The organism is Ruegeria sp. BK1, from assembly GCF_056535645.1.
In genome coordinates, this window is the sequence record NZ_JBQFIS010000001.1 from 993,352 (window position 1) to 1,010,091 (window position 16,740).

Below are 16,740 nucleotides of genomic sequence, written 5' to 3' on the forward strand. Positions count from 1 at the left end.
TCATGATGAGCTTCTGGAAGTCGTATCTACAGGGCCCTATCTGGGCCCTGTATTTTATTTTCATCCATGCCTTAGCGCTACCGCTTGAGGCACAGCAACTGGGTGTGCCAGAAACGACCGTGCTGACGATTTCCAGCGACCGTTTGTATTCGGATTCTGCCTTCGGTCAGCGCATATTGCGCGAGATTGAGGCTGAAGGAACTTTGCTGGCAGATGAAAACGAGCGCATCGTGGCTGAGTTAAGCCGCGAAGAAAAAGAATTGACCGAAAAGCGGGCTGAAATGCCAGCAGATGAGTTCCGTCCCTTGGCCGAGGCATTCGACAGCAAAGTTCAGTCCCACAGAGATGGCCAACGGGCCAAGTTGGATGCCTTGGCGCGTCGCAGCGATGAGGCGCAACAGTTGTTTTTTGAAATGATCCAGCCGGTTCTCATTGAACTGTTGCGCGACTCTGGCGCGACCGTGATTATTGAACGCTCCAGCGTCTTTCTAAGCTCGGACAGGACCGATGTGACCGAGATCGCGATTGGACGGATCAATGCGGCCATTGGCGATGGTAGCGCCCTTGAAAAGAATGGCGACCAATAGGTTCGCTTGCCCTTGCGGCGCTGTGTTGCTAACCACGCGTCCAAGAGAAATCCATAACGGGACGACCAAAAGATGACCTCGGAAACAAAAAGCGCAGATATTCAGCTGATCCAGCGGATCTTGCCACATCGCTATCCGTTTTTGCTGGTTGATAAAGTTGTCGATATCTCAGGCTATCAATCCGCCGTTGGCATCAAGAATGTCACCATGAACGAGCCCCATTTTCAGGGCCACTTTCCCGGCACCCCAATCATGCCCGGTGTCACCATCGTCGAAGCGATGGCGCAAACCGCAGGTGTGATGCTTGGTGTCGGCATGGACGTGATCGACAGCGAGCTGTTGATCTACTTCATGAATATCGACAAGTGCAAATTCCGCCGCAAGGTCGTACCCGGTGATGTGCTGGAAATGCATGTGGAAACCGTGCGCGGTAAGAAGGGCGGCAAGATCTTCAAATTCGCCGGCCGCGCGACCGTTGATGGCGAAGTTGCGGCCGAGGCCGAATTCTCTGCCTATGTGGACTGGGACATGGAAAAAACGACATGAGCGGCATTCACCCAAGCGCGATCATCGAAGACGGTGCGCAAGTCGGTGAAGGCTGTGTCATCGGGCCGTTTTGCTATGTCGGTTCTCAGGTCAAGCTGGGCGACCGGGTCGAGTTGAAGTCGCATGTTGTGGTCACCGGCGATACGGTGATCGGCGATGAAACCGTCGTTTTCAATTTCTCGGTCATCGGTGAAATCCCACAGGACTTGAAATTCGGTGGCGAAAACACGCGGCTGGAGATAGGCAAACGCAACCGCATTCGCGAGCATGTAACGGTAAACACCGGCACCGAGGGTGGTGGTGGCGTGACCCGGATCGGCGATGACTGTCTTCTGATGGCAGGCGTCCATGTGGCTCATGACGTTCAGATCGGTAATCGTGTGATCATGGTAAACCATGCGGGTGCCGCTGGGCATTGCATCATCGAGGACGACGTGATCGTTGGCGGTATCTCGGGTCTGCACCAATGGGTGCGTGTCGGTCGTGGCGCAATCATCGGTGCTTTGACCATGGTCCCCAATGATGTGATCCCTTATGGCCTTGTTCAGGCTCCGCGCGGGGAACTGGACGGGCTGAATCTGGTCGGCTTGAAACGCAAAGGTGTGTCGCGCGAAGACATCTCGGCCCTGCGGGCGGCGTTCAAAGAACTTTCGACCGGCGACGGTACATTCATGGAGCGCGCCCATCGCGTCGGAGCCAAGAATGAAAGCGAATATGTCCAGCGGATCGTGGACTTCGTAACCGGGCAGACCGACCGCTCTTTCCTGACACCGAGGAAGTAAGCCCATGCTGGCCGTGATTGCGGGAACCGGCGCTTTGCCAACCGAGGTGGTCGACCAACTGGCTAACCGCCCGGTGATCTGCGCGATGGAAGGGTTCGCGCCCGACACTCTGGACGTGGATATGACCTTCCCGCTTGAGCAGTTGGGGACATTCATCGCGGATTTGAAAGCACGCGGCGTAACGCAGATTTGCATGGCAGGCGCGGTGCGGCGCCCTGCAATTGATCCAAGCCGGATTGATGCCGCGACCATGCCTTTGGTGCCCATCTTGCAACAGGCCATCATGTCCGGCGACGATGGGGCCTTGCGAGCGGTGATCGGGATTTTTGAAGATGCGGGCCTACAGGTCCGTGCCGCCCATGAAATCGTGCCAGCCCTTTTGCCAGCTCTTGGACCGCTGACCGAGGCTCAGCCATCGGACGCGGACCTGTCTGACGCCAATCGAGCAGCTGGGATCGTTCGCGCCATGGGTGCTGCGGATATCGGGCAAGCTTGCGTCGTCTCGAAGGGGCAAGCGCTGGCGGTCGAGGGGATTTTCGGGACCGCCTGGATGCTGAAATCGCTGACACAACGGCCCGATGCGGGCGGAGGCGTCCTGTTCAAGGCCCCCAAACCCGATCAGGATCGACGTGCCGATTTGCCTGCGATTGGCCCGGATACCGTCGCGGATGCAGTGGCCGCCGGGCTGTCTGGTATCGTCATTGAAAAGGGTGGGGTGATGGTGCTGCAACGGCCGCAAGTCATCGCCGAATGTGACCGGCTGGGACTGTTTCTTTACGTGCGCGAGCGGACGAACTGATGCGCGTTTTCGTGGTCGCCGGTGAACCGTCGGGCGACCGCTTGGGTGGCGCACTGATGGAAGGGCTGCGCAGTCTTCAACCCGATGTGCAGTTCGACGGGGTCGGCGGCCCTCTGATGCAGGCGCAAGGATTAAACAGCCGCTTTCCCATGTCCGAGCTTTCGGTGATGGGGCTGGTCGAGGTCCTGCCTAAGTTCTTTCATCTCAAACGTCGCATAGCCGAGACTGCTCAGGCAGTTCTGGACATGCAACCTGATGTTTTGATCACCATCGACAGCCCCGATTTCTCGCTTCGCGTCGCCAAGCTGGTAAAAGCGCAAAGCAACATTCGTACGGTGCATTACGTGGCCCCCAGCGTCTGGGCATGGCGACCGGGGCGGGCGGACAAGATGGCCAAGGTCATCGACCACGTTCTGGCGCTATTGCCGTTCGAGCCGCCCTATATGGAACGCGCGGGGATGGAATGTGATTTCGTCGGCCATCCCGTCGCAAGTGAACCCATAGCAACCGAGGACGATATTGCCGCGTTCCGCAACGCTTATGATCTGGGGAATGCGCCGATCCTCTTGACCTTGCCCGGTTCGCGCCGGGGCGAGGTTGATCGCTTGGCCCCAGTCTTTGGACAGGCACTTGACCTTTATCTGCGCGATCACCTCGATACGCGCATAGTGGTACCTGCCGTAGCTCATATGGTCGAGACGGTTCAGGCGCATCTGGAAAACTGGCCCGGTAATCCAGTTGTTGTAGATCCCCGCAACTTGCCCGCGGATGAGGCAACCGCACAAAAACGCGCGGCCTTTGCAGCCGCCGATCTGGCTCTGGCTGCCTCTGGAACCGTGTCACTGGAACTGGCAGCGCAGGCGACGCCGATGGTCATCGCCTATCGTTTGAGCTGGCTGACGCAAAAGATGGCCGAGCGGATGGTCAAACTCGATACCGTCACACTGGTCAATCTGGTGTCCGAGACCCGCACCGTGCCCGAATGCCTGCTTGATGACTGCCAGCCAAACAAGATCGCCGAGGCGTTGGGGCAGGTGGCGGCAACGCCCGATCTTCAACAGCAGGCGATGGCTGAGACAATGCAGCGGCTGGGCCGGGGTGGCGAAGCGCCGGGTCTACGCGCTGCCCGCGCCGTGCTGGAGCGGATGGCAGGCTGATGCTCGACCACGTTCTTTTTGCGGTCTCGGCCGGATTGGCCATGATCTCGACCAATCTGGACAATCTGGCGGTACTGCTGGGCCTGATCCTGATTATCGAGCAACGCCGCGCGATCGCAGGATTTGCGGTCGCACAGGCTATGGTCTTGTCCCTTGCCATGATCGTGGCAATCGGGCTTGATCAAAGCGGCATCCCCGAGTGGATTGGATATCTGGGCGTCATCCCCTTGGTGTTCGGCTTGCGCGGCATCTGGCAGCAATATCGCGGGGACGCGGGCGAGGACATAAGCGCGAAAGGTGCTGTCAGTTCGGTTGTAACCCTGTTTCTCAGCCTGTCGGTCGACAGCTTTGCCGTCATGACCCCGCTACTGGCCGATTCCACACCTTCTTTCCGACTGGCTGCCCTGCTGGGTGCTGTAGTGGCCGCGTTCCTATTGGTCGCGGTGGCGGCTTGGGGGGCGCCTCGGGCTAAAAGCCTTGGGCCGCAAGTGGCGCGCCTGGACCGGATCGCGCCCTATGTCATGGTGTGCGTCGGGCTCTATATCCTGTTCAACTCGCCCACCGATCTGCTGTGATGCGTTGACCAAATCGGCCCTATCAGGTCTTTATGGCCCACCGCCAAGACCAGCCATGTCCGGTGAAGGAGAAATTTGATGTCCCGAATTCCGCCCCTCGTCGACGACGACATGACCGAGGCCGCGCGCGCGTCTCGGGCCCTGCTTGGGGCGTATGGGCCATTCGACAATTGGGCGCGCATTGCTGCCCATAGCCCTGCGGTGTTGGAACACGTGGCTGAGATGCTGACGGCATTCAAGGCGCAGGAAAACCTGCCGCGCCGTGCATTGGAACTGGCGATGGTTACGGTGTCCAAATTGAACGCCTGCGACTATTGCGTATCGCATCATACACCACAACTGACCGTGACCGGGCTAAGCCCTGAAGGCGCGGCGCGTCTGCCGAATGTCGAAAATCACCCCGAACTGGACGATTGCGACAAAGCGGTCGTTCGCTATGCCGAGGCGGTCACGACGCGGTCAGGCCGGATGCGCGATGCCGAAGTCTCGGACCTGCGCGCATGGTTCAACGATTCTCAGATCGTGGAGCTGACATGGCGCATTGCCCTGACCGGCGCGTTCAACCGCTTCAACGATGCGCTGCAAGTCGAGATCGAGACCGAGGTCACGCCCGTTTCGGCCTAGTAGCCGCGCCAGATCCAGCCGCCGCCAAAGATGCGGCTGCCCTCAGATGCATAGAACACGCAGGCCTGGCCGGGTGAGACGCCTTCCTCGGGCGTCAGCAGTTCAACCTCGGCGGTGGTGTCGGACAGGGGACGAATGATTGCCTCGCGCGGGGGGCGGGTCGAGCGGACTTTGACCTTCAGATGCCATTCATCACGAGACGTAAATGGTTCATCACCCAACCAGTTAATTTCGCGCACCGGGATCGTGCGGGTGGCCAACATGTCTTTGGGGCCGACGACGACCTGTTTCTTGTCCACATCCAACTTGACCACATAAAGCGGCTCGGTCAGCCCGCCGATGCCCAGGCCGCGGCGTTGACCGATTGTGTAGTGGATCACTCCGTCATGCTGCGCCAATACACGGCCATCGGCATGCACGATCTCACCCGGTTCAGCTGCGCCGGGGCGCAGTTTCTCGATAACGCTGGCATAGTTGCCGTTGGGCACAAAGCAGATGTCCTGACTGTCCGGCTTGTCGGCCACAGCCAGGCCATACTGTGCTGCCATCTCGCGCGTCGCATCCTTCGAGGGCAGGTGGCCCAGAGGAAAGCGCAGGTAGTTCAACTGTTCAGGCGTGGTGGAGAACAGGAAATAGGACTGATCGCGGTTCGCATCCTTGGCGCTGTGCAACTCGGGACCGTTGGGGCCCATCTTGCGCTGAATATAGTGACCGGTGGCCATGCAGTCGGCTTCAAGGTCCTTGGCGGTTTCCAGCAGGTCCTTGAACTTCACCCGCTCATTGCAACGGATGCAGGGCACCGGGGTGGCACCGGCCAAATAACTGTCGGCGAATTCGTCAATCACCGCGTCCTTGAAGATGTTCTCATAGTCCAGGACATAGTGGGGAAAGCCACGTTCTTCCGCCACACGCCGCGCATCGTGGATGTCGATACCCGCACAGCAGGCGCCTTTCTTGGCCAAGGCCGCGCCATGGTCATAGAGCTGCAAGGTCACGCCGACCACGTCATAGCCCTGATCGGCCAGATGCGCTGCCACAACGGAACTGTCCACGCCACCGGACATAGCGACAACCACCCGCGTTTCCGAGGGCGGTTTGGCAAAGCCAAGCGAGTTCAGAGGGGTCTCGGTATCGAGGGCCATGACGATTCCAGTGCGGGTTAAGAAAGACCGGCAGAATATAGGAAAATTCTACACACTCTCAAGAGGCGGTTTCACCGCACATTAAGTAGGCTGGTGTCAGCTTTGTCGCAGCAGAAAAGGTTGGAAAGATGTATTTGCACAAAGTTGAAGGGCCACGGTCCGTAACCCTGCCGGATGGAACGGTTTTATCGCGTGCAGACCTGCCACCGGACGACACGACACGCTGGGTGGCGTCGCGCAAGGCAATAGTAGTGCGCGGGGTACTATATGGCTTGATCGCACTGTCGGATGCCAAGAAACGCTATGGGCTAAGCGATGAGGAGTTCAACTCGTGGGTTTCAGCCGTGGCAAAGCATGGAACAGACGCTCTGAAGGCAACTTCATTAAAAAAATATCGACAACCTAAAGTAGAGCGTGAATAAATGATTCAACGGTAACGTCAGATTAACCATTTTTGATCAGGCTCAGTTTGAATTGGTAAATTGAACCGAATTGGAGCAGTAAATGCGTATACTTCTTGTCGAGGATGACCCCACCACGTCGAAAAGCATCGAGCTGATGCTGACGCACGCCAACCTGAACGTCTATGCGACGGATCTGGGTGAGGAAGGGATCGATCTGGCAAAACTCTATGACTACGACCTGATTTTGCTGGACCTGAACCTGCCGGACATGAACGGCCGTGAGGTTTTGCGCCAATTGCGCGTTGCGCGCGTTGAAACACCGATTCTGATATTGTCGGGCGCAGATGATACCGAAAGCAAGATCAAGGGCTTCGGCTTTGGCGCAGATGACTATATGACCAAGCCTTTCCACCGCGAAGAGCTGGTGGCCCGCATTCACGCAATCATACGACGCTCCAAGGGGCATTCGCAATCGGTCATTCACACCGGTCAGGTCGCTGTGAACCTTGATGCCAAGACCGTCGAGGTCGAAGGAAAGACCGTGCATTTGACCGGCAAGGAATACCAGATGCTCGAACTTCTGAGCCTGCGAAAAGGCACAACGCTGACCAAAGAGATGTTCCTGAACCATCTCTATGGTGGAATGGATGAGCCCGAGCTGAAGATTATCGACGTATTCATCTGCAAACTGCGTAAGAAACTCAGCAATGCAACGGGTGGTGACAACTACATCGAAACCGTCTGGGGCCGGGGCTATGTGCTGCGCGACCCGCAAAGCAACAGCGTCGATGAACGTCGCATGGCCGTCGGGGCCTAAAACAGATCTGCGGCTTTGGTCCGGGGCGGCTCCCTCACTCACTGAACAGCACATCTGGACCTGACCATGGCCTCGCCCTATCACTGAGGTCCAAGAAGACGTGACAGGGCGGGGCTATGGGCGATTCACTTCCGGTTTCAGAGCTGACAGAAGACAGCGCGCGCGCAGAACTTGCGCGGTTGGCCGAACTGCTGGCGCGGGCCAATACGCAGTATCACACGCAGGACGCGCCCGAGATTTCGGACGCGGAATATGATGATCTCAAACGTCGCAATACCGAGATCGAGAAGCGCTTTCCCCATCTGAAACGCGCAGACAGCCCATCCGACCAGGTCGGCGCCAAGCCGGGTGATGGGTTTTCAAAAGTGACCCACGCCGTACGCATGATGTCGCTGGGGAATGCGTTCGATGATGAAGATGTCGGCGACTTCACCCGTTCAATCCGAAAATATTTGGGCCTTGGCGACGATGCTCCGCTAGCGTTTACGGCTGAACCCAAGATTGACGGCCTGTCCCTGTCCTTGCGGTATAAAGACGGCCACTTGGTGCAAGCCGCAACGCGTGGAGATGGCGAGGTTGGCGAAAACGTCACCGCCAATGCACGCACCATCTCGGACATTCCGCACCGATTGGAGAATGCTCCAGCGGTGCTCGAAGTGCGGGGCGAGGTTTACATGTCGCACGCGGATTTCGATCAGTTGAACGCGCGGCAAGCGGAGGCAGGCGAGAAGACATTCGCCAACCCACGAAACGCGGCTGCAGGATCGCTACGGCAACTGGATTCGGCGATTACTCGGGCGCGACCATTGCGCTTTTTCGCTTATGCTTGGGGAGAAACGTCCGCGCCCTTGGCTGAGACGCAAATGGGCGCCATTGAACGGCTTAAGCAGTACGGCTTTTCGACCAACCCCCTGACGGCCCTGTGTGAGACGACGCATCATATGCTGGACCACTATCGTGGGATCGAAGCCCAGAGGGCAACACTTGGCTATGACATTGATGGTGTCGTCTACAAGGTCAATGATCTTGCGTTGCAAGCGCGATTGGGGTTCCGGTCGACCACGCCACGTTGGGCGATCGCTCATAAATTCCCCGCTGAACTGGCCTGGACCCGGTTGGAGGCCATCGACATCCAGGTCGGTCGTACCGGAGCGCTCAGTCCTGTGGCTCGGCTACACCCGGTGACGGTCGGCGGTGTGGTCGTCTCGAACGCGACCCTGCACAATGAAGACTACATTGCCGGGCGCGACGCCAAAGGCGGGACCATCCGGGACGGCAAAGATATTCGCGTCGGCGACTGGGTGCAGGTCTATCGCGCAGGGGATGTGATCCCAAAAATTGCAGATGTTGATATCTCAAAACGCCCTGATGATGCGGTCGAATTCACCTTTCCGAATACCTGTCCGGAATGCCAAAGCCAGGCAATCCGCGAGGAAGGTGATGCCGTTCGGCGGTGCACGGGCGGCATCATTTGCCCCGCACAGGCCACTGAAAAACTGAAACATTTCGTCTCACGCAAGGCCTTCGACATTGAAGGTCTAGGGGCCAAACAGATCGAAATGTTCTATGACGATCCTGATCTGTCCGTCAAAACGCCCGTCGATATCTTCACGCTGCAAACGCGTGACGCGGCAAATCTGAATAAGCTGGCCAATCGCAAGGGATGGGGTGCGCAAAGCGCGGGCAACCTTTGGGCTGCGATTGACGAAAAACGCCTTATCCCGTTTGGGCGGCTGCTGTTTGCCCTTGGGATTCGCCACATGGGCGAGGCGGCCTCAAACCTGGTGGCGACCCATTACGGAGAATGGTCTGAATTTGAGCGGGCGGTGACGGCCGCCTCCGGGTTCGAAGGGCCGGAATGGGATGAATTGCTGAGCATTGACGGCATCGGCGAGGTGATGGCGCGCGCGCTTGTGTCCGCCTTCGCACAAGAGGCCGAGCGGGCGAGCATCGACGCTCTGGTCGCGCAGCTTGAAGTTCAACCAGCCAAACGGCCCGACACCGATGGCAGTCCGGTGGCCGGAAAGACCGTGGTTTTCACCGGCACGCTTGAAAAAATGACGCGGGCCGAGGCGAAAGCACGTGCCGAGGCGCTTGGGGCCAAGGTGTCAGGTTCGGTCAGCAAAAAAACCGACCTGTTGGTGGCGGGCCCCGGCGCGGGGTCGAAGGCCAAAAAGGCCGCCGAGCTTGGCATCGAAACGTTGGACGAGGATGGCTGGCTACACCTGATAGGCGCGGCATGACCGGACGACCAGAAATCCTGTTTCCCCTGTTTGCCGGGTTGGAAACGCTTGATGGGGTTGGTCCCAAGACGGCGCAGCTTTTGACCCAAAGCGGGACCGAAGCGCCGCGAGATGTCCTGTTCGGTCTGCCTTACGCCGTGATCGACCGGCGACGGCGGGACACGATCCAAGGGGCGGATTTACCTTCGACCCTGACGGTAGAGGTCACGGTCGGTGCGCATCGGCCCGCACGAAACAAGGGTGGTGCCTATCGCGTTCATGTCGAAGATGCGCAGACAGAATTTCAGCTTGTGTTTTTCCATGCCCGCGGGGACTACCTGAAAAAGGTGTTGCCGCAGGGCGATCGGCGTGTGGTTTCGGGAAAGTTGGAGCTGTTCGACGGAATGGCGCAGATGGTACACCCCGACCACATTCTCCCGATCGAGAGCGCAGGGAATATCCCAGAATTCGAACCCGTTTATCATCTGACGCAAGGCGTGACCCAAAAAACGGCCTATAAGGCTGCGCGCAGTGCGCTTGCGCGGGCGCCGAAACTGGCAGAGTGGATAGATCCGTCACAGATCGGCAGAGAGCAGTGGCCTAACTGGTTCGATGCGGTTACTGCGGCGCACAACCCCTTGGGGGCAGATGACGTGTCACCTCATGCCCCGGCGCGAGCGCGATTGGCTTATGATGAGTTCTTTGCGCATCAGGTGACTTTGGCCCTCGCGCGTCAACGGGAACGCAAGGCGCGGGGGATTGTCAGTGTGGCGACCGGGCGGTTGCAATCCAGGGTTCTGGCAGATTTGCCCTACAAACCCACCGGCGCGCAGATGCGGGCGATTGATCAGATCACCGAGGATATGGCCTCGGACGCGCGGATGAACCGCTTGCTTCAGGGCGATGTCGGCGCTGGTAAAACGCTGGTGGCTTTCATGGCACTGTTGGTCGCTGTCGAGGCTGGCGGGCAGGGTGTCATGATGGCCCCAACCGAGATTCTGGCGCGCCAGCATCTGGAAGGGTTGCGCCCATTGGCGGAAAGCGCGGGGATCGTGCTGGAGATCCTTACCGGGCGCGATAAAGGCGCGGAGCGGCGCGCTAAGCTTGAAGCGTTACAACAGGGTAATATCCATATCCTCGTCGGCACTCATGCGGTGTTCCAATCTGATGTCGCCTTCCGGGATTTGCGCCTTGCCATCGTGGATGAACAACACCGGTTCGGTGTGCGGCAACGGATGGAGTTATCAGAAAAGGGACAGGGCGCGGATGTGTTAGTGATGACGGCGACGCCGATCCCACGCAGTCTCGCGTTGGCGCAGTATGGGGACATGGACGTTTCGGTTCTGGACGAAAAACCACCTGGGCGAAAGCCTGTGAAAACAGCGGTGATCAGCACGGAACGGATTGATGAAATCGTCGCCCATCTGCGGCGGGCCATCGACGAGGGACGTCAGTGCTACTGGGTTTGCCCGCTGGTCGACGAATCCGAAGTGTCGGATCTGACCGCCGCAGAAGAACGGTTCAAAAGGTTGCGCGCGGTTCTGGGGGAAGGGATCGTGGGGCTGGTTCACGGTCAGATGCCGCCAGCCGACAAGGATGCCGCGATGAAAGCCTTTCAGGAAGGAAAGACAAAGGTTCTGGTCGCGACCACCGTGATTGAGGTTGGTGTAAACGTACCCAACGCGTCGATCATGGTGATCGAACGCGCCGAGATTTTTGGACTGGCGCAGTTGCATCAGCTGCGCGGTCGGGTCGGGCGGGGTGAAGCGGATTCGACTTGTCTGCTGATGTATCAACCTCCGCTAACGGACGGCGGTCGGAAACGGCTGGAGATTCTTCGCGAAACCGAAGACGGATTTCGCATCTCGGAAACCGATCTTGAGATGCGCGGTGCGGGCGATTTGATCGGGACCGCCCAATCAGGCCTGCCAAAATTCAGAATTGCGGATATCGAGCGACAAGCCGGGTTGATGGCAACGGCCCAGACGGATGCGCGCGCGCTGCTGGCCAAAGACCCCAAGCTGACCTCGGATCGGGGCCGGGCAGTTCGTGTTCTTTTGTGGATGATGCGGCAGGATCAGGCGATCCGTTTAATTTCAGTGGGTTAGTCGAAAAGTTCGCGCAAGTTCACAAATGTTCTTAAAAAGTTCTTTACCGACTCGGTAAAATATGAGAACAAAAGGTCAACAAAGGATTAAAGCTCTGACCGGAGGTGACCTCATGCTGACCCAGATCAAAACCGCTATCAGCCGCTCGCACGCCACTTTGCTGCAAGATGCTGCCGGTGCTGTGTCTTTGGTCGTTATCCTGATGGTTGCCCTGCACCTGCCCGGAGCGTTCTGACCCTTTCTGCCTGCGATCTCATGCCGACAACGCCGCGCTGTCATCCCCATCTCAGTCAAGGGTGACCTGCCTGTCCCAATTCCCTTGAAGGGGCCATGCCTCGGCCCCGTGCGGTATACCGGACCCCACATGAGACACGCACAACCTGCCGCCGCCCTTTCCGCCCGGAAGGTGCGGCGGTTTTTTTCTTAGAGCTGTCCGGTGCGAATAATCTCGAGCACTGCCGACAAAACTGAGTTCACAGCGACCGAAGCCAAGATCATCCCCATGACCCGGCTGATAATCGCAGCGCCCGAGTGGCCAATTAGGCGAATGATCGGCTCAGCCAGCAGCATCAATACAAACGCAATGGCGATGACCGAGATCATAACCAGGGCCGTAATCCCCTGATCCGCAATGCTATATCGGTTGTTGTCGGTCAGAATCACGATGGCCAGCATGGCGCCGGGCGAGGCCAGAGACGGCACCGCCAGTGGGAAGATCGCCGGATTGTGCTGGTGCGACGTATCTTTCTCGTCATCTTCAGCGGCGCGTTGTTCCACATCCTGTTTGCTTTCGCCAAAGATCATAGTCAGCGCAAAAAGAAACAGGATGATCCCACCTGCGACCTGAAAGGAATTGAGACCGATATCCAACGCCTCGATCAACAATTGACCGAAGACGAGGAAGAACAACAAAACTCCGGCACTGATCACCGAGGCTAACAGCGCCATTTTTCGTCGTGCTGCAGCGCCCAGTCCAGCTGTCACCGCTATGAAGACCGGAATGGTGCCGATGGGATCAATGACGACCCACAGCGTTACAAAATGTTCAAGCAGATTGTTCACCGCGCCCCCTGCATTTCCAAAAGGTTAGACCGGATGCGCGAAAAACGCCATGTTCAGGCGCAGTTGGCTTGCTCGGCCTGTTCCATTGCTTCGGCGGTCGCATCCAAAGCCAACAGGATCGACGCGTGCCGGTTTTTGTAGTCACGCGCAGGCATCAGCACCTCAAGCCCGTCAAACGGTGCATCGGGGGCAGGGCCGTCCTTCTTAAGCATGGCCGCCAGTTGATCCCGCGCGGCTTCGACCTGAGCACGGGTGGCACCGATCACCGCTCCGCCAACAACAGCGGCCGAGGCCTGACCCAAAGCACAGGCTTTCACATCCTGTCCAAACTCTGAAATCCGACCGTCCGTCAGCTTGACATCCACAGTCACCGTCGACCCACACAAGGGCGAGCGTTTCTTCACCGTCGCGTCGGGATCGCTCAGGCGGTCCAGATGCGGAATATCCGCCGCCAGCGCCAGAATACGGCCGGAATACAGCTTGATCAGATCATTGTCGCCGGACATGGCTTTCCCTCGGTTCGTGTTCCCCATACATAGTAAGCATCCACCCGGATGCAAAAGGTTTTTACGATGACGACCCCTGCGACTTTTGACCCATTGACCCTGACGTTCAACGAGGCTGGGCTGATCCCGGCCATCGCACAGGACGCAGACAGCAACGAAGTGCTGATGATGGCGTGGATGAACGCAGATGCCATCCGTAAAACGTTGCAGACCGGTCGGGTGACGTATTGGTCCCGGTCCCGACAATCCTTTTGGACAAAGGGCGAAAGCTCGGGCCACGTACAAGAGTTGGTCGACTTCCGCGTGGATTGCGACCGAGATTGCCTGTTGGTGATTGTTCGGCAAACAGGACCGGCCTGCCATACGAACCGGCGTAGCTGTTTCTACACCGCTGTGCGCGACGGTGACGAAACAGAACTGATGTCACCGATGGTCTAACCCGATCATAGCGCGGATATCGGCGGGCGAAACGCCCTCGTCGCGGTATTTCGAGATGGCGCGCGCATCGTCGCGTTTAGCCAATCTCTTGCCAGCATCATCGCGGATCAGTTTGTGGTGGTGGTAGATGGGCTGGGGAAGATCCAGAAGCGCCTGCAGAACCACATGAATGCGGGTGGCGTCGAACAAATCCTGCCCACGGACCACATGCGTCACATTCTGCGCGGCATCGTCCAGCACTACCGACAGGTGGTACGACGTGCCCATATCTCGCCGGGACAGCACGACATCTCCGATTGTGTCGGTCAGTTCCCGATCCGAGAAGAAGACACAGCCCGTGCTTCCACATGGTCCGCAACCGGTTTCAAAGAACTGAAATTCATTCGTGACCTTAACAGTTTGCGCGGCTTTCTGCATGTCCAGACGCAGCGGAATATCGCGTGGCACCGGACCTGAGCGATCTGCTTTCTCGCGGCACATACCGGGATAAACGATACCGTCTGGTCCCAGCAAAGGCGCGCCTTCTTGTGGTGCGCTGGCCGCCGCGGCAATATCGCGCCGGTTGCAGGTGCAGGGATACAGAAGGCCGCGTGACCACAATTGCTGCAACGCGATCTCATATACCTCCATCCGCGTCGACTGCCGAAGGACGGGTTCGGGCCATGTCAAACCCAACCATGATAGGTCGTCGTAAATCTGCTCTTCCCAATGTGAACGAGCGCGGGTGCGGTCAATGTCTTCGATCCTCAGCAAGAACTGACCTTCGTGCTGCCGCGCCAAGTCGCTGGCCAGCAAAGCCGAATAAGCGTGACCAAGATGAAGAGGGCCGGTTGGGGATGGCGCAAACCGAGTGGTGAAAATCACGCTTTTTCAACAATGTAGACGTCAGATTTCAGGTCCATACCCGGCAGGTGCGGACCGTATTCCCGAAAAAGCAGCCGGGCGGCCCCGATATCAAGCCAATCGTTCAATCGACAGGTGTAGCTGTAATCCTTAAGCGTGTGATCATTAAATGAAAACGCCAACAATCCACCCTTGGGCAGCGCCTTCATCAGCATGTCGAAAGTCTCAGGAGGTGCCGCTCCGACGCTGATAACACCGATGGCTGCAATCGCCTTATAGGCCCCTGCGTTAACCGGATTGGGATTGGAAATCTCGAATGAGGACAACTGCCGGTAAACGCCTTTGGATTCGGCCTCTTCCAGCATTCTGGTTGTGGGATCTATGCCGTCGATAACTTCGAACCCGGCGGTCCGCAGCGCCTGACCAGACAGCCCGGTGCCGCAGCCATAGTCAAGGATCGCCGTCTGAGGTTCGGGGAGTTTCGACCACAGCGCCTCGGCCACACGGGTTGGGGTAATATAGCCGTGCGATGCGACCTCGCTATCGTATGAGGATGCCCATTTCTGATAGTGGTCGCGGGTTGCCTCGGGAGTGTCCAGCCCGTAGACGTCTTTCATGTATTCGTCGCTCATGCCCCCATGTTAGGCCGGTACTGCGCGTTGCGTCCAGTCAGCAATGCGCCAGCCAGTCTGACCACGCCGCCTTGGCCCGATCTGTATAGGCCTTGTAGCGGTCCTTGCGGCCACGTCTGCCACCTTTCAGCCCATCGACCGGGCGGAACAGGCCGAAATTCACATTCATCGGCTGAAAGGTCTTGGCCTCAGCACCGCCTGTGATGTGATGGATCAGTGCGCCCATGGCGCTGTCTTGCGGCACATTTGGCAACTCTTTCCCCAGAATCTGCGCCGCAGCCAGCCGCCCGGCCAGCAGGCCCATAGCGGCGCTTTCGACATAGCCCTCGACCCCGGTGATTTGCCCGGCAAAACGAATGTTGGGTCTGGACTTCAACCGCATCTGTGCGTCCAGAAGGGTTGGAGAGTTAATGAACGTATTGCGGTGAATCCCGCCCAGCCGCGCGAAACTTGCATTCTCCAGCCCCGGAATCATACGGAAAACATCCGTTTGCGCGCCGTATTTCATCTTGGTCTGAAAGCCCACGATATTGAATAGCGTGCCCAATGCATTGTCGCGGCGCAGTTGCACAACGGCATGAGGCTTCACATCGGGCTGGTGCGGATTGGTGAGGCCAACGGGTTTCATCGGACCATGGCGCAGGGTTTCACGGCCGCGTTCCGACATCACCTCGATCGGGAGGCAGCCATCGAAATACCCGGCGGTTTCGCCTTCGTGGAACTCGGTCTTGTCAGCAGCCAACAAGGCATCAATGAATGCCTCGTAGTGGTCGCGGTCCATCGGACAGTTCAAATAAGCGGTGCGCTCTTCCTCGGTCTCGCCCTTGTCATAGCGCGACTGCATCCAGGCCTGGCTCATGTCGATGCTGTCGGCATAGACGATGGGTGCAATTGCATCGAAAAAGGCGAGCGAGTCGGTGCCGGTTTCCGCCCGGATCGCCTCACCCAGCGCAGCCGAAGTCAGTGGCCCGGTTGCAAAAATCCATTGGCCGTCATCGGGCAGGGTGGTTACTTCCCCCTCGGACACCTCGACACGTGGATGGGCCCGTAGCTTGGCTGTCACGGATTCGGCAAAGGGATCACGATCCACCGCCAGGGCGCCGCCTGCCGGCAGCCGATGGGCATCAGCGGTTGTCATAATCAACCCGTTCGCGGCGCGCATCTCCCAATGCAGCAAGCCAACGGCGTTCTGTTCATCATCATCCGAACGGAAGGAGTTCGAGCAAACCATCTCGGCCAGGTTACCGGTCTGGTGCGCAAAGGTGCCCACTTTGGGCCGCATTTCGTGGATCATAACATCCACGCCCATTTCCGCCGCCTGCCAGGCAGCCTCGGACCCGGCCATGCCGCCGCCCACGATATGCAGTTTCTGTGTCATGCGCAGCCACATAGGGCAGAGCACGCGTCAACGCAAACACCTGTTGGGTCAGATTGTCTGAAGAAGGGAAATTTTGGGGTCGCCGCTGCGGGAATGTCAACGCCGGTGAGAGAGACCA

At 58.3% G+C, this 16,740-nt stretch carries 19 protein-coding genes; 13 read left to right on the forward strand and 6 right to left on the reverse strand.

All coding sequences use genetic code 11. The annotated features are described in order from the left end of the window. Positions 1-5: 5 nt before the first annotated feature. The 7 genes from ACR3E7_RS04900 (at position 6) to ACR3E7_RS04930 (ending at position 5,070) form a co-directional block, all read left to right on the forward strand. Positions 6-587: an OmpH family outer membrane protein gene (locus ACR3E7_RS04900; RefSeq protein WP_237218056.1), complete on the forward strand. Its 582-nt coding sequence runs from the start codon at positions 6-8 to the stop codon at positions 585-587. Positions 588-659: 72 nt separating this feature from the next. Further along, complete coding sequence (fabZ, locus tag ACR3E7_RS04905) at positions 660-1,133, forward strand: 3-hydroxyacyl-ACP dehydratase FabZ (RefSeq protein ID WP_170769704.1); 474 nt, start codon at positions 660-662, stop codon at positions 1,131-1,133. Further along, positions 1,130-1,915, forward strand: a complete 786-nt coding sequence (gene lpxA / locus ACR3E7_RS04910; RefSeq protein ID WP_170786696.1) for an acyl-ACP--UDP-N-acetylglucosamine O-acyltransferase — start codon at positions 1,130-1,132, stop codon at positions 1,913-1,915. Before fabZ ends, lpxA begins: the two co-directional genes overlap by 4 nt. Before the next feature lie 4 nt (positions 1,916-1,919). Further along, positions 1,920-2,714 carry an LpxI family protein gene (locus ACR3E7_RS04915; protein ID WP_170786697.1) on the forward strand — a complete coding sequence of 265 codons (795 nt, stop codon included), beginning with the start codon at positions 1,920-1,922 and terminating at the stop codon, positions 2,712-2,714. Next, positions 2,714-3,871 carry a lipid-A-disaccharide synthase gene (gene lpxB / locus ACR3E7_RS04920; protein ID WP_480504348.1) on the forward strand — a complete coding sequence of 386 codons (1,158 nt, stop codon included), beginning with the start codon at positions 2,714-2,716 and terminating at the stop codon, positions 3,869-3,871. Before ACR3E7_RS04915 ends, lpxB begins: the two co-directional genes overlap by 1 nt. Beyond that, positions 3,871-4,446, forward strand: coding sequence for a hypothetical protein (locus ACR3E7_RS04925; RefSeq protein ID WP_480504347.1), 576 nt, complete (start codon positions 3,871-3,873; stop codon positions 4,444-4,446). The genes lpxB and ACR3E7_RS04925 overlap by 1 nt, the downstream gene beginning before the upstream one ends. 78 nt (positions 4,447-4,524) lie before the next feature. Then, positions 4,525-5,070, forward strand: a complete 546-nt coding sequence (locus ACR3E7_RS04930; protein WP_480504346.1) for a carboxymuconolactone decarboxylase family protein — start codon at positions 4,525-4,527, stop codon at positions 5,068-5,070. On the opposite strand, the gene mnmA is transcribed toward ACR3E7_RS04930, so the two are convergent. Further along, positions 5,067-6,212 carry a tRNA 2-thiouridine(34) synthase MnmA gene (mnmA, locus tag ACR3E7_RS04935; RefSeq protein WP_480504345.1) on the reverse strand — a complete coding sequence of 382 codons (1,146 nt, stop codon included), beginning with the start codon at positions 6,210-6,212 and terminating at the stop codon, positions 5,067-5,069. The two genes, ACR3E7_RS04930 and mnmA, sit on opposite strands and share 4 nt — an antisense overlap. A gap of 128 nt (positions 6,213-6,340) precedes the next feature. On the opposite strand from mnmA, the gene sciP reads away from it, so the two are divergent. From sciP to ACR3E7_RS04960, 5 genes are all read left to right on the forward strand, one after another. Then, positions 6,341-6,634, forward strand: a complete 294-nt coding sequence (gene sciP / locus ACR3E7_RS04940) for a CtrA inhibitor SciP (RefSeq protein WP_480504344.1) — start codon at positions 6,341-6,343, stop codon at positions 6,632-6,634. A gap of 82 nt (positions 6,635-6,716) precedes the next feature. Next, positions 6,717-7,433: a response regulator transcription factor CtrA gene (gene ctrA / locus ACR3E7_RS04945; protein WP_480504343.1), complete on the forward strand. Its 717-nt coding sequence runs from the start codon at positions 6,717-6,719 to the stop codon at positions 7,431-7,433. A 116-nt stretch (positions 7,434-7,549) separates the two neighbouring features. Continuing rightward, on the forward strand, positions 7,550-9,676 hold the full coding sequence (ligA, locus tag ACR3E7_RS04950) for an NAD-dependent DNA ligase LigA (RefSeq protein ID WP_480504342.1): 2,127 nt from the start codon (positions 7,550-7,552) through the stop codon (positions 9,674-9,676). Continuing rightward, positions 9,673-11,763: an ATP-dependent DNA helicase RecG gene (gene recG / locus ACR3E7_RS04955; protein WP_480504341.1), complete on the forward strand. Its 2,091-nt coding sequence runs from the start codon at positions 9,673-9,675 to the stop codon at positions 11,761-11,763. Before ligA ends, recG begins: the two co-directional genes overlap by 4 nt. Positions 11,764-11,875: 112 nt before the next feature. Further along, positions 11,876-11,998, forward strand: coding sequence for a hypothetical protein (locus tag ACR3E7_RS04960; RefSeq protein ID WP_269150150.1), 123 nt, complete (start codon positions 11,876-11,878; stop codon positions 11,996-11,998). Positions 11,999-12,186: 188 nt separating this feature from the next. Here the strand turns inward: ACR3E7_RS04960 and ACR3E7_RS04965 are convergent, their stop codons facing one another. Together ACR3E7_RS04965 and ACR3E7_RS04970 are read right to left on the reverse strand one after the other, a co-directional pair. After that, on the reverse strand, positions 12,187-12,825 hold the full coding sequence (locus ACR3E7_RS04965; RefSeq protein ID WP_170769714.1) for a MarC family protein: 639 nt from the start codon (positions 12,823-12,825) through the stop codon (positions 12,187-12,189). A 53-nt stretch (positions 12,826-12,878) separates the two neighbouring features. After that, positions 12,879-13,331 carry an iron-sulfur cluster assembly scaffold protein gene (locus ACR3E7_RS04970; RefSeq protein WP_170769715.1) on the reverse strand — a complete coding sequence of 151 codons (453 nt, stop codon included), beginning with the start codon at positions 13,329-13,331 and terminating at the stop codon, positions 12,879-12,881. Between the two features lie 48 nt (positions 13,332-13,379). Between ACR3E7_RS04970 and hisI the strand changes: the two genes are divergently transcribed. Further along, positions 13,380-13,769 carry a phosphoribosyl-AMP cyclohydrolase gene (gene hisI / locus ACR3E7_RS04975; RefSeq protein ID WP_170786709.1) on the forward strand — a complete coding sequence of 130 codons (390 nt, stop codon included), beginning with the start codon at positions 13,380-13,382 and terminating at the stop codon, positions 13,767-13,769. On the opposite strand, the gene gluQRS is transcribed toward hisI, so the two are convergent. From gluQRS to trmFO, 3 genes are read right to left on the reverse strand one after another with little or no spacing between them, the layout of a single operon-like run. After that, positions 13,755-14,633, reverse strand: coding sequence for a tRNA glutamyl-Q(34) synthetase GluQRS (gene gluQRS / locus ACR3E7_RS04980; protein ID WP_480504340.1), 879 nt, complete (start codon positions 14,631-14,633; stop codon positions 13,755-13,757). The genes hisI and gluQRS overlap by 15 nt on opposite strands. Next, entirely contained in the window at positions 14,630-15,244 is a 615-nt protein-coding gene (locus tag ACR3E7_RS04985) for a class I SAM-dependent DNA methyltransferase (protein WP_480504339.1), read from the reverse strand. The genes gluQRS and ACR3E7_RS04985 overlap by 4 nt, the downstream gene beginning before the upstream one ends. 37 nt (positions 15,245-15,281) lie before the next feature. Further along, complete coding sequence (gene trmFO / locus ACR3E7_RS04990; RefSeq protein WP_480504338.1) at positions 15,282-16,622, reverse strand: methylenetetrahydrofolate--tRNA-(uracil(54)-C(5))-methyltransferase (FADH(2)-oxidizing) TrmFO; 1,341 nt, start codon at positions 16,620-16,622, stop codon at positions 15,282-15,284. Between the last annotated feature and the right edge of the window lie 118 nt (positions 16,623-16,740).

Excerpts from the sequence above, each read along its gene's own strand:
- hisI (WP_170786709.1), top strand. The coding sequence starts at position 13,380 with ATGCAAAAGGTTTTTACGATGACGACCCCTGCGACTTTTGACCCATTG.
- ACR3E7_RS04985 (WP_480504339.1), bottom strand. The coding sequence starts at position 15,244 with ATGAGCGACGAATACATGAAAGACGTCTACGGGCTGGACACTCCCGAG.
- fabZ (WP_170769704.1), top strand. The coding sequence starts at position 660 with ATGACCTCGGAAACAAAAAGCGCAGATATTCAGCTGATCCAGCGGATC.
- trmFO (WP_480504338.1), bottom strand. The coding sequence starts at position 16,622 with ATGACACAGAAACTGCATATCGTGGGCGGCGGCATGGCCGGGTCCGAG.
- recG (WP_480504341.1), top strand. The coding sequence starts at position 9,673 with ATGACCGGACGACCAGAAATCCTGTTTCCCCTGTTTGCCGGGTTGGAA.
- ACR3E7_RS04970 (WP_170769715.1), bottom strand. The coding sequence starts at position 13,331 with ATGTCCGGCGACAATGATCTGATCAAGCTGTATTCCGGCCGTATTCTG.
- ACR3E7_RS04960 (WP_269150150.1), top strand. The coding sequence starts at position 11,876 with ATGCTGACCCAGATCAAAACCGCTATCAGCCGCTCGCACGCCACTTTG.
- ACR3E7_RS04915 (WP_170786697.1), top strand. The coding sequence starts at position 1,920 with ATGCTGGCCGTGATTGCGGGAACCGGCGCTTTGCCAACCGAGGTGGTC.
- ligA (WP_480504342.1), top strand. The coding sequence starts at position 7,550 with ATGGGCGATTCACTTCCGGTTTCAGAGCTGACAGAAGACAGCGCGCGC.
- ctrA (WP_480504343.1), top strand. The coding sequence starts at position 6,717 with ATGCGTATACTTCTTGTCGAGGATGACCCCACCACGTCGAAAAGCATC.
- lpxB (WP_480504348.1), top strand. The coding sequence starts at position 2,714 with ATGCGCGTTTTCGTGGTCGCCGGTGAACCGTCGGGCGACCGCTTGGGT.
- ACR3E7_RS04930 (WP_480504346.1), top strand. The coding sequence starts at position 4,525 with ATGTCCCGAATTCCGCCCCTCGTCGACGACGACATGACCGAGGCCGCG.
- sciP (WP_480504344.1), top strand. The coding sequence starts at position 6,341 with ATGTATTTGCACAAAGTTGAAGGGCCACGGTCCGTAACCCTGCCGGAT.
- ACR3E7_RS04900 (WP_237218056.1), top strand. The coding sequence starts at position 6 with ATGAGCTTCTGGAAGTCGTATCTACAGGGCCCTATCTGGGCCCTGTAT.
- lpxA (WP_170786696.1), top strand. The coding sequence starts at position 1,130 with ATGAGCGGCATTCACCCAAGCGCGATCATCGAAGACGGTGCGCAAGTC.
- mnmA (WP_480504345.1), bottom strand. The coding sequence starts at position 6,212 with ATGGCCCTCGATACCGAGACCCCTCTGAACTCGCTTGGCTTTGCCAAA.
- ACR3E7_RS04925 (WP_480504347.1), top strand. The coding sequence starts at position 3,871 with ATGCTCGACCACGTTCTTTTTGCGGTCTCGGCCGGATTGGCCATGATC.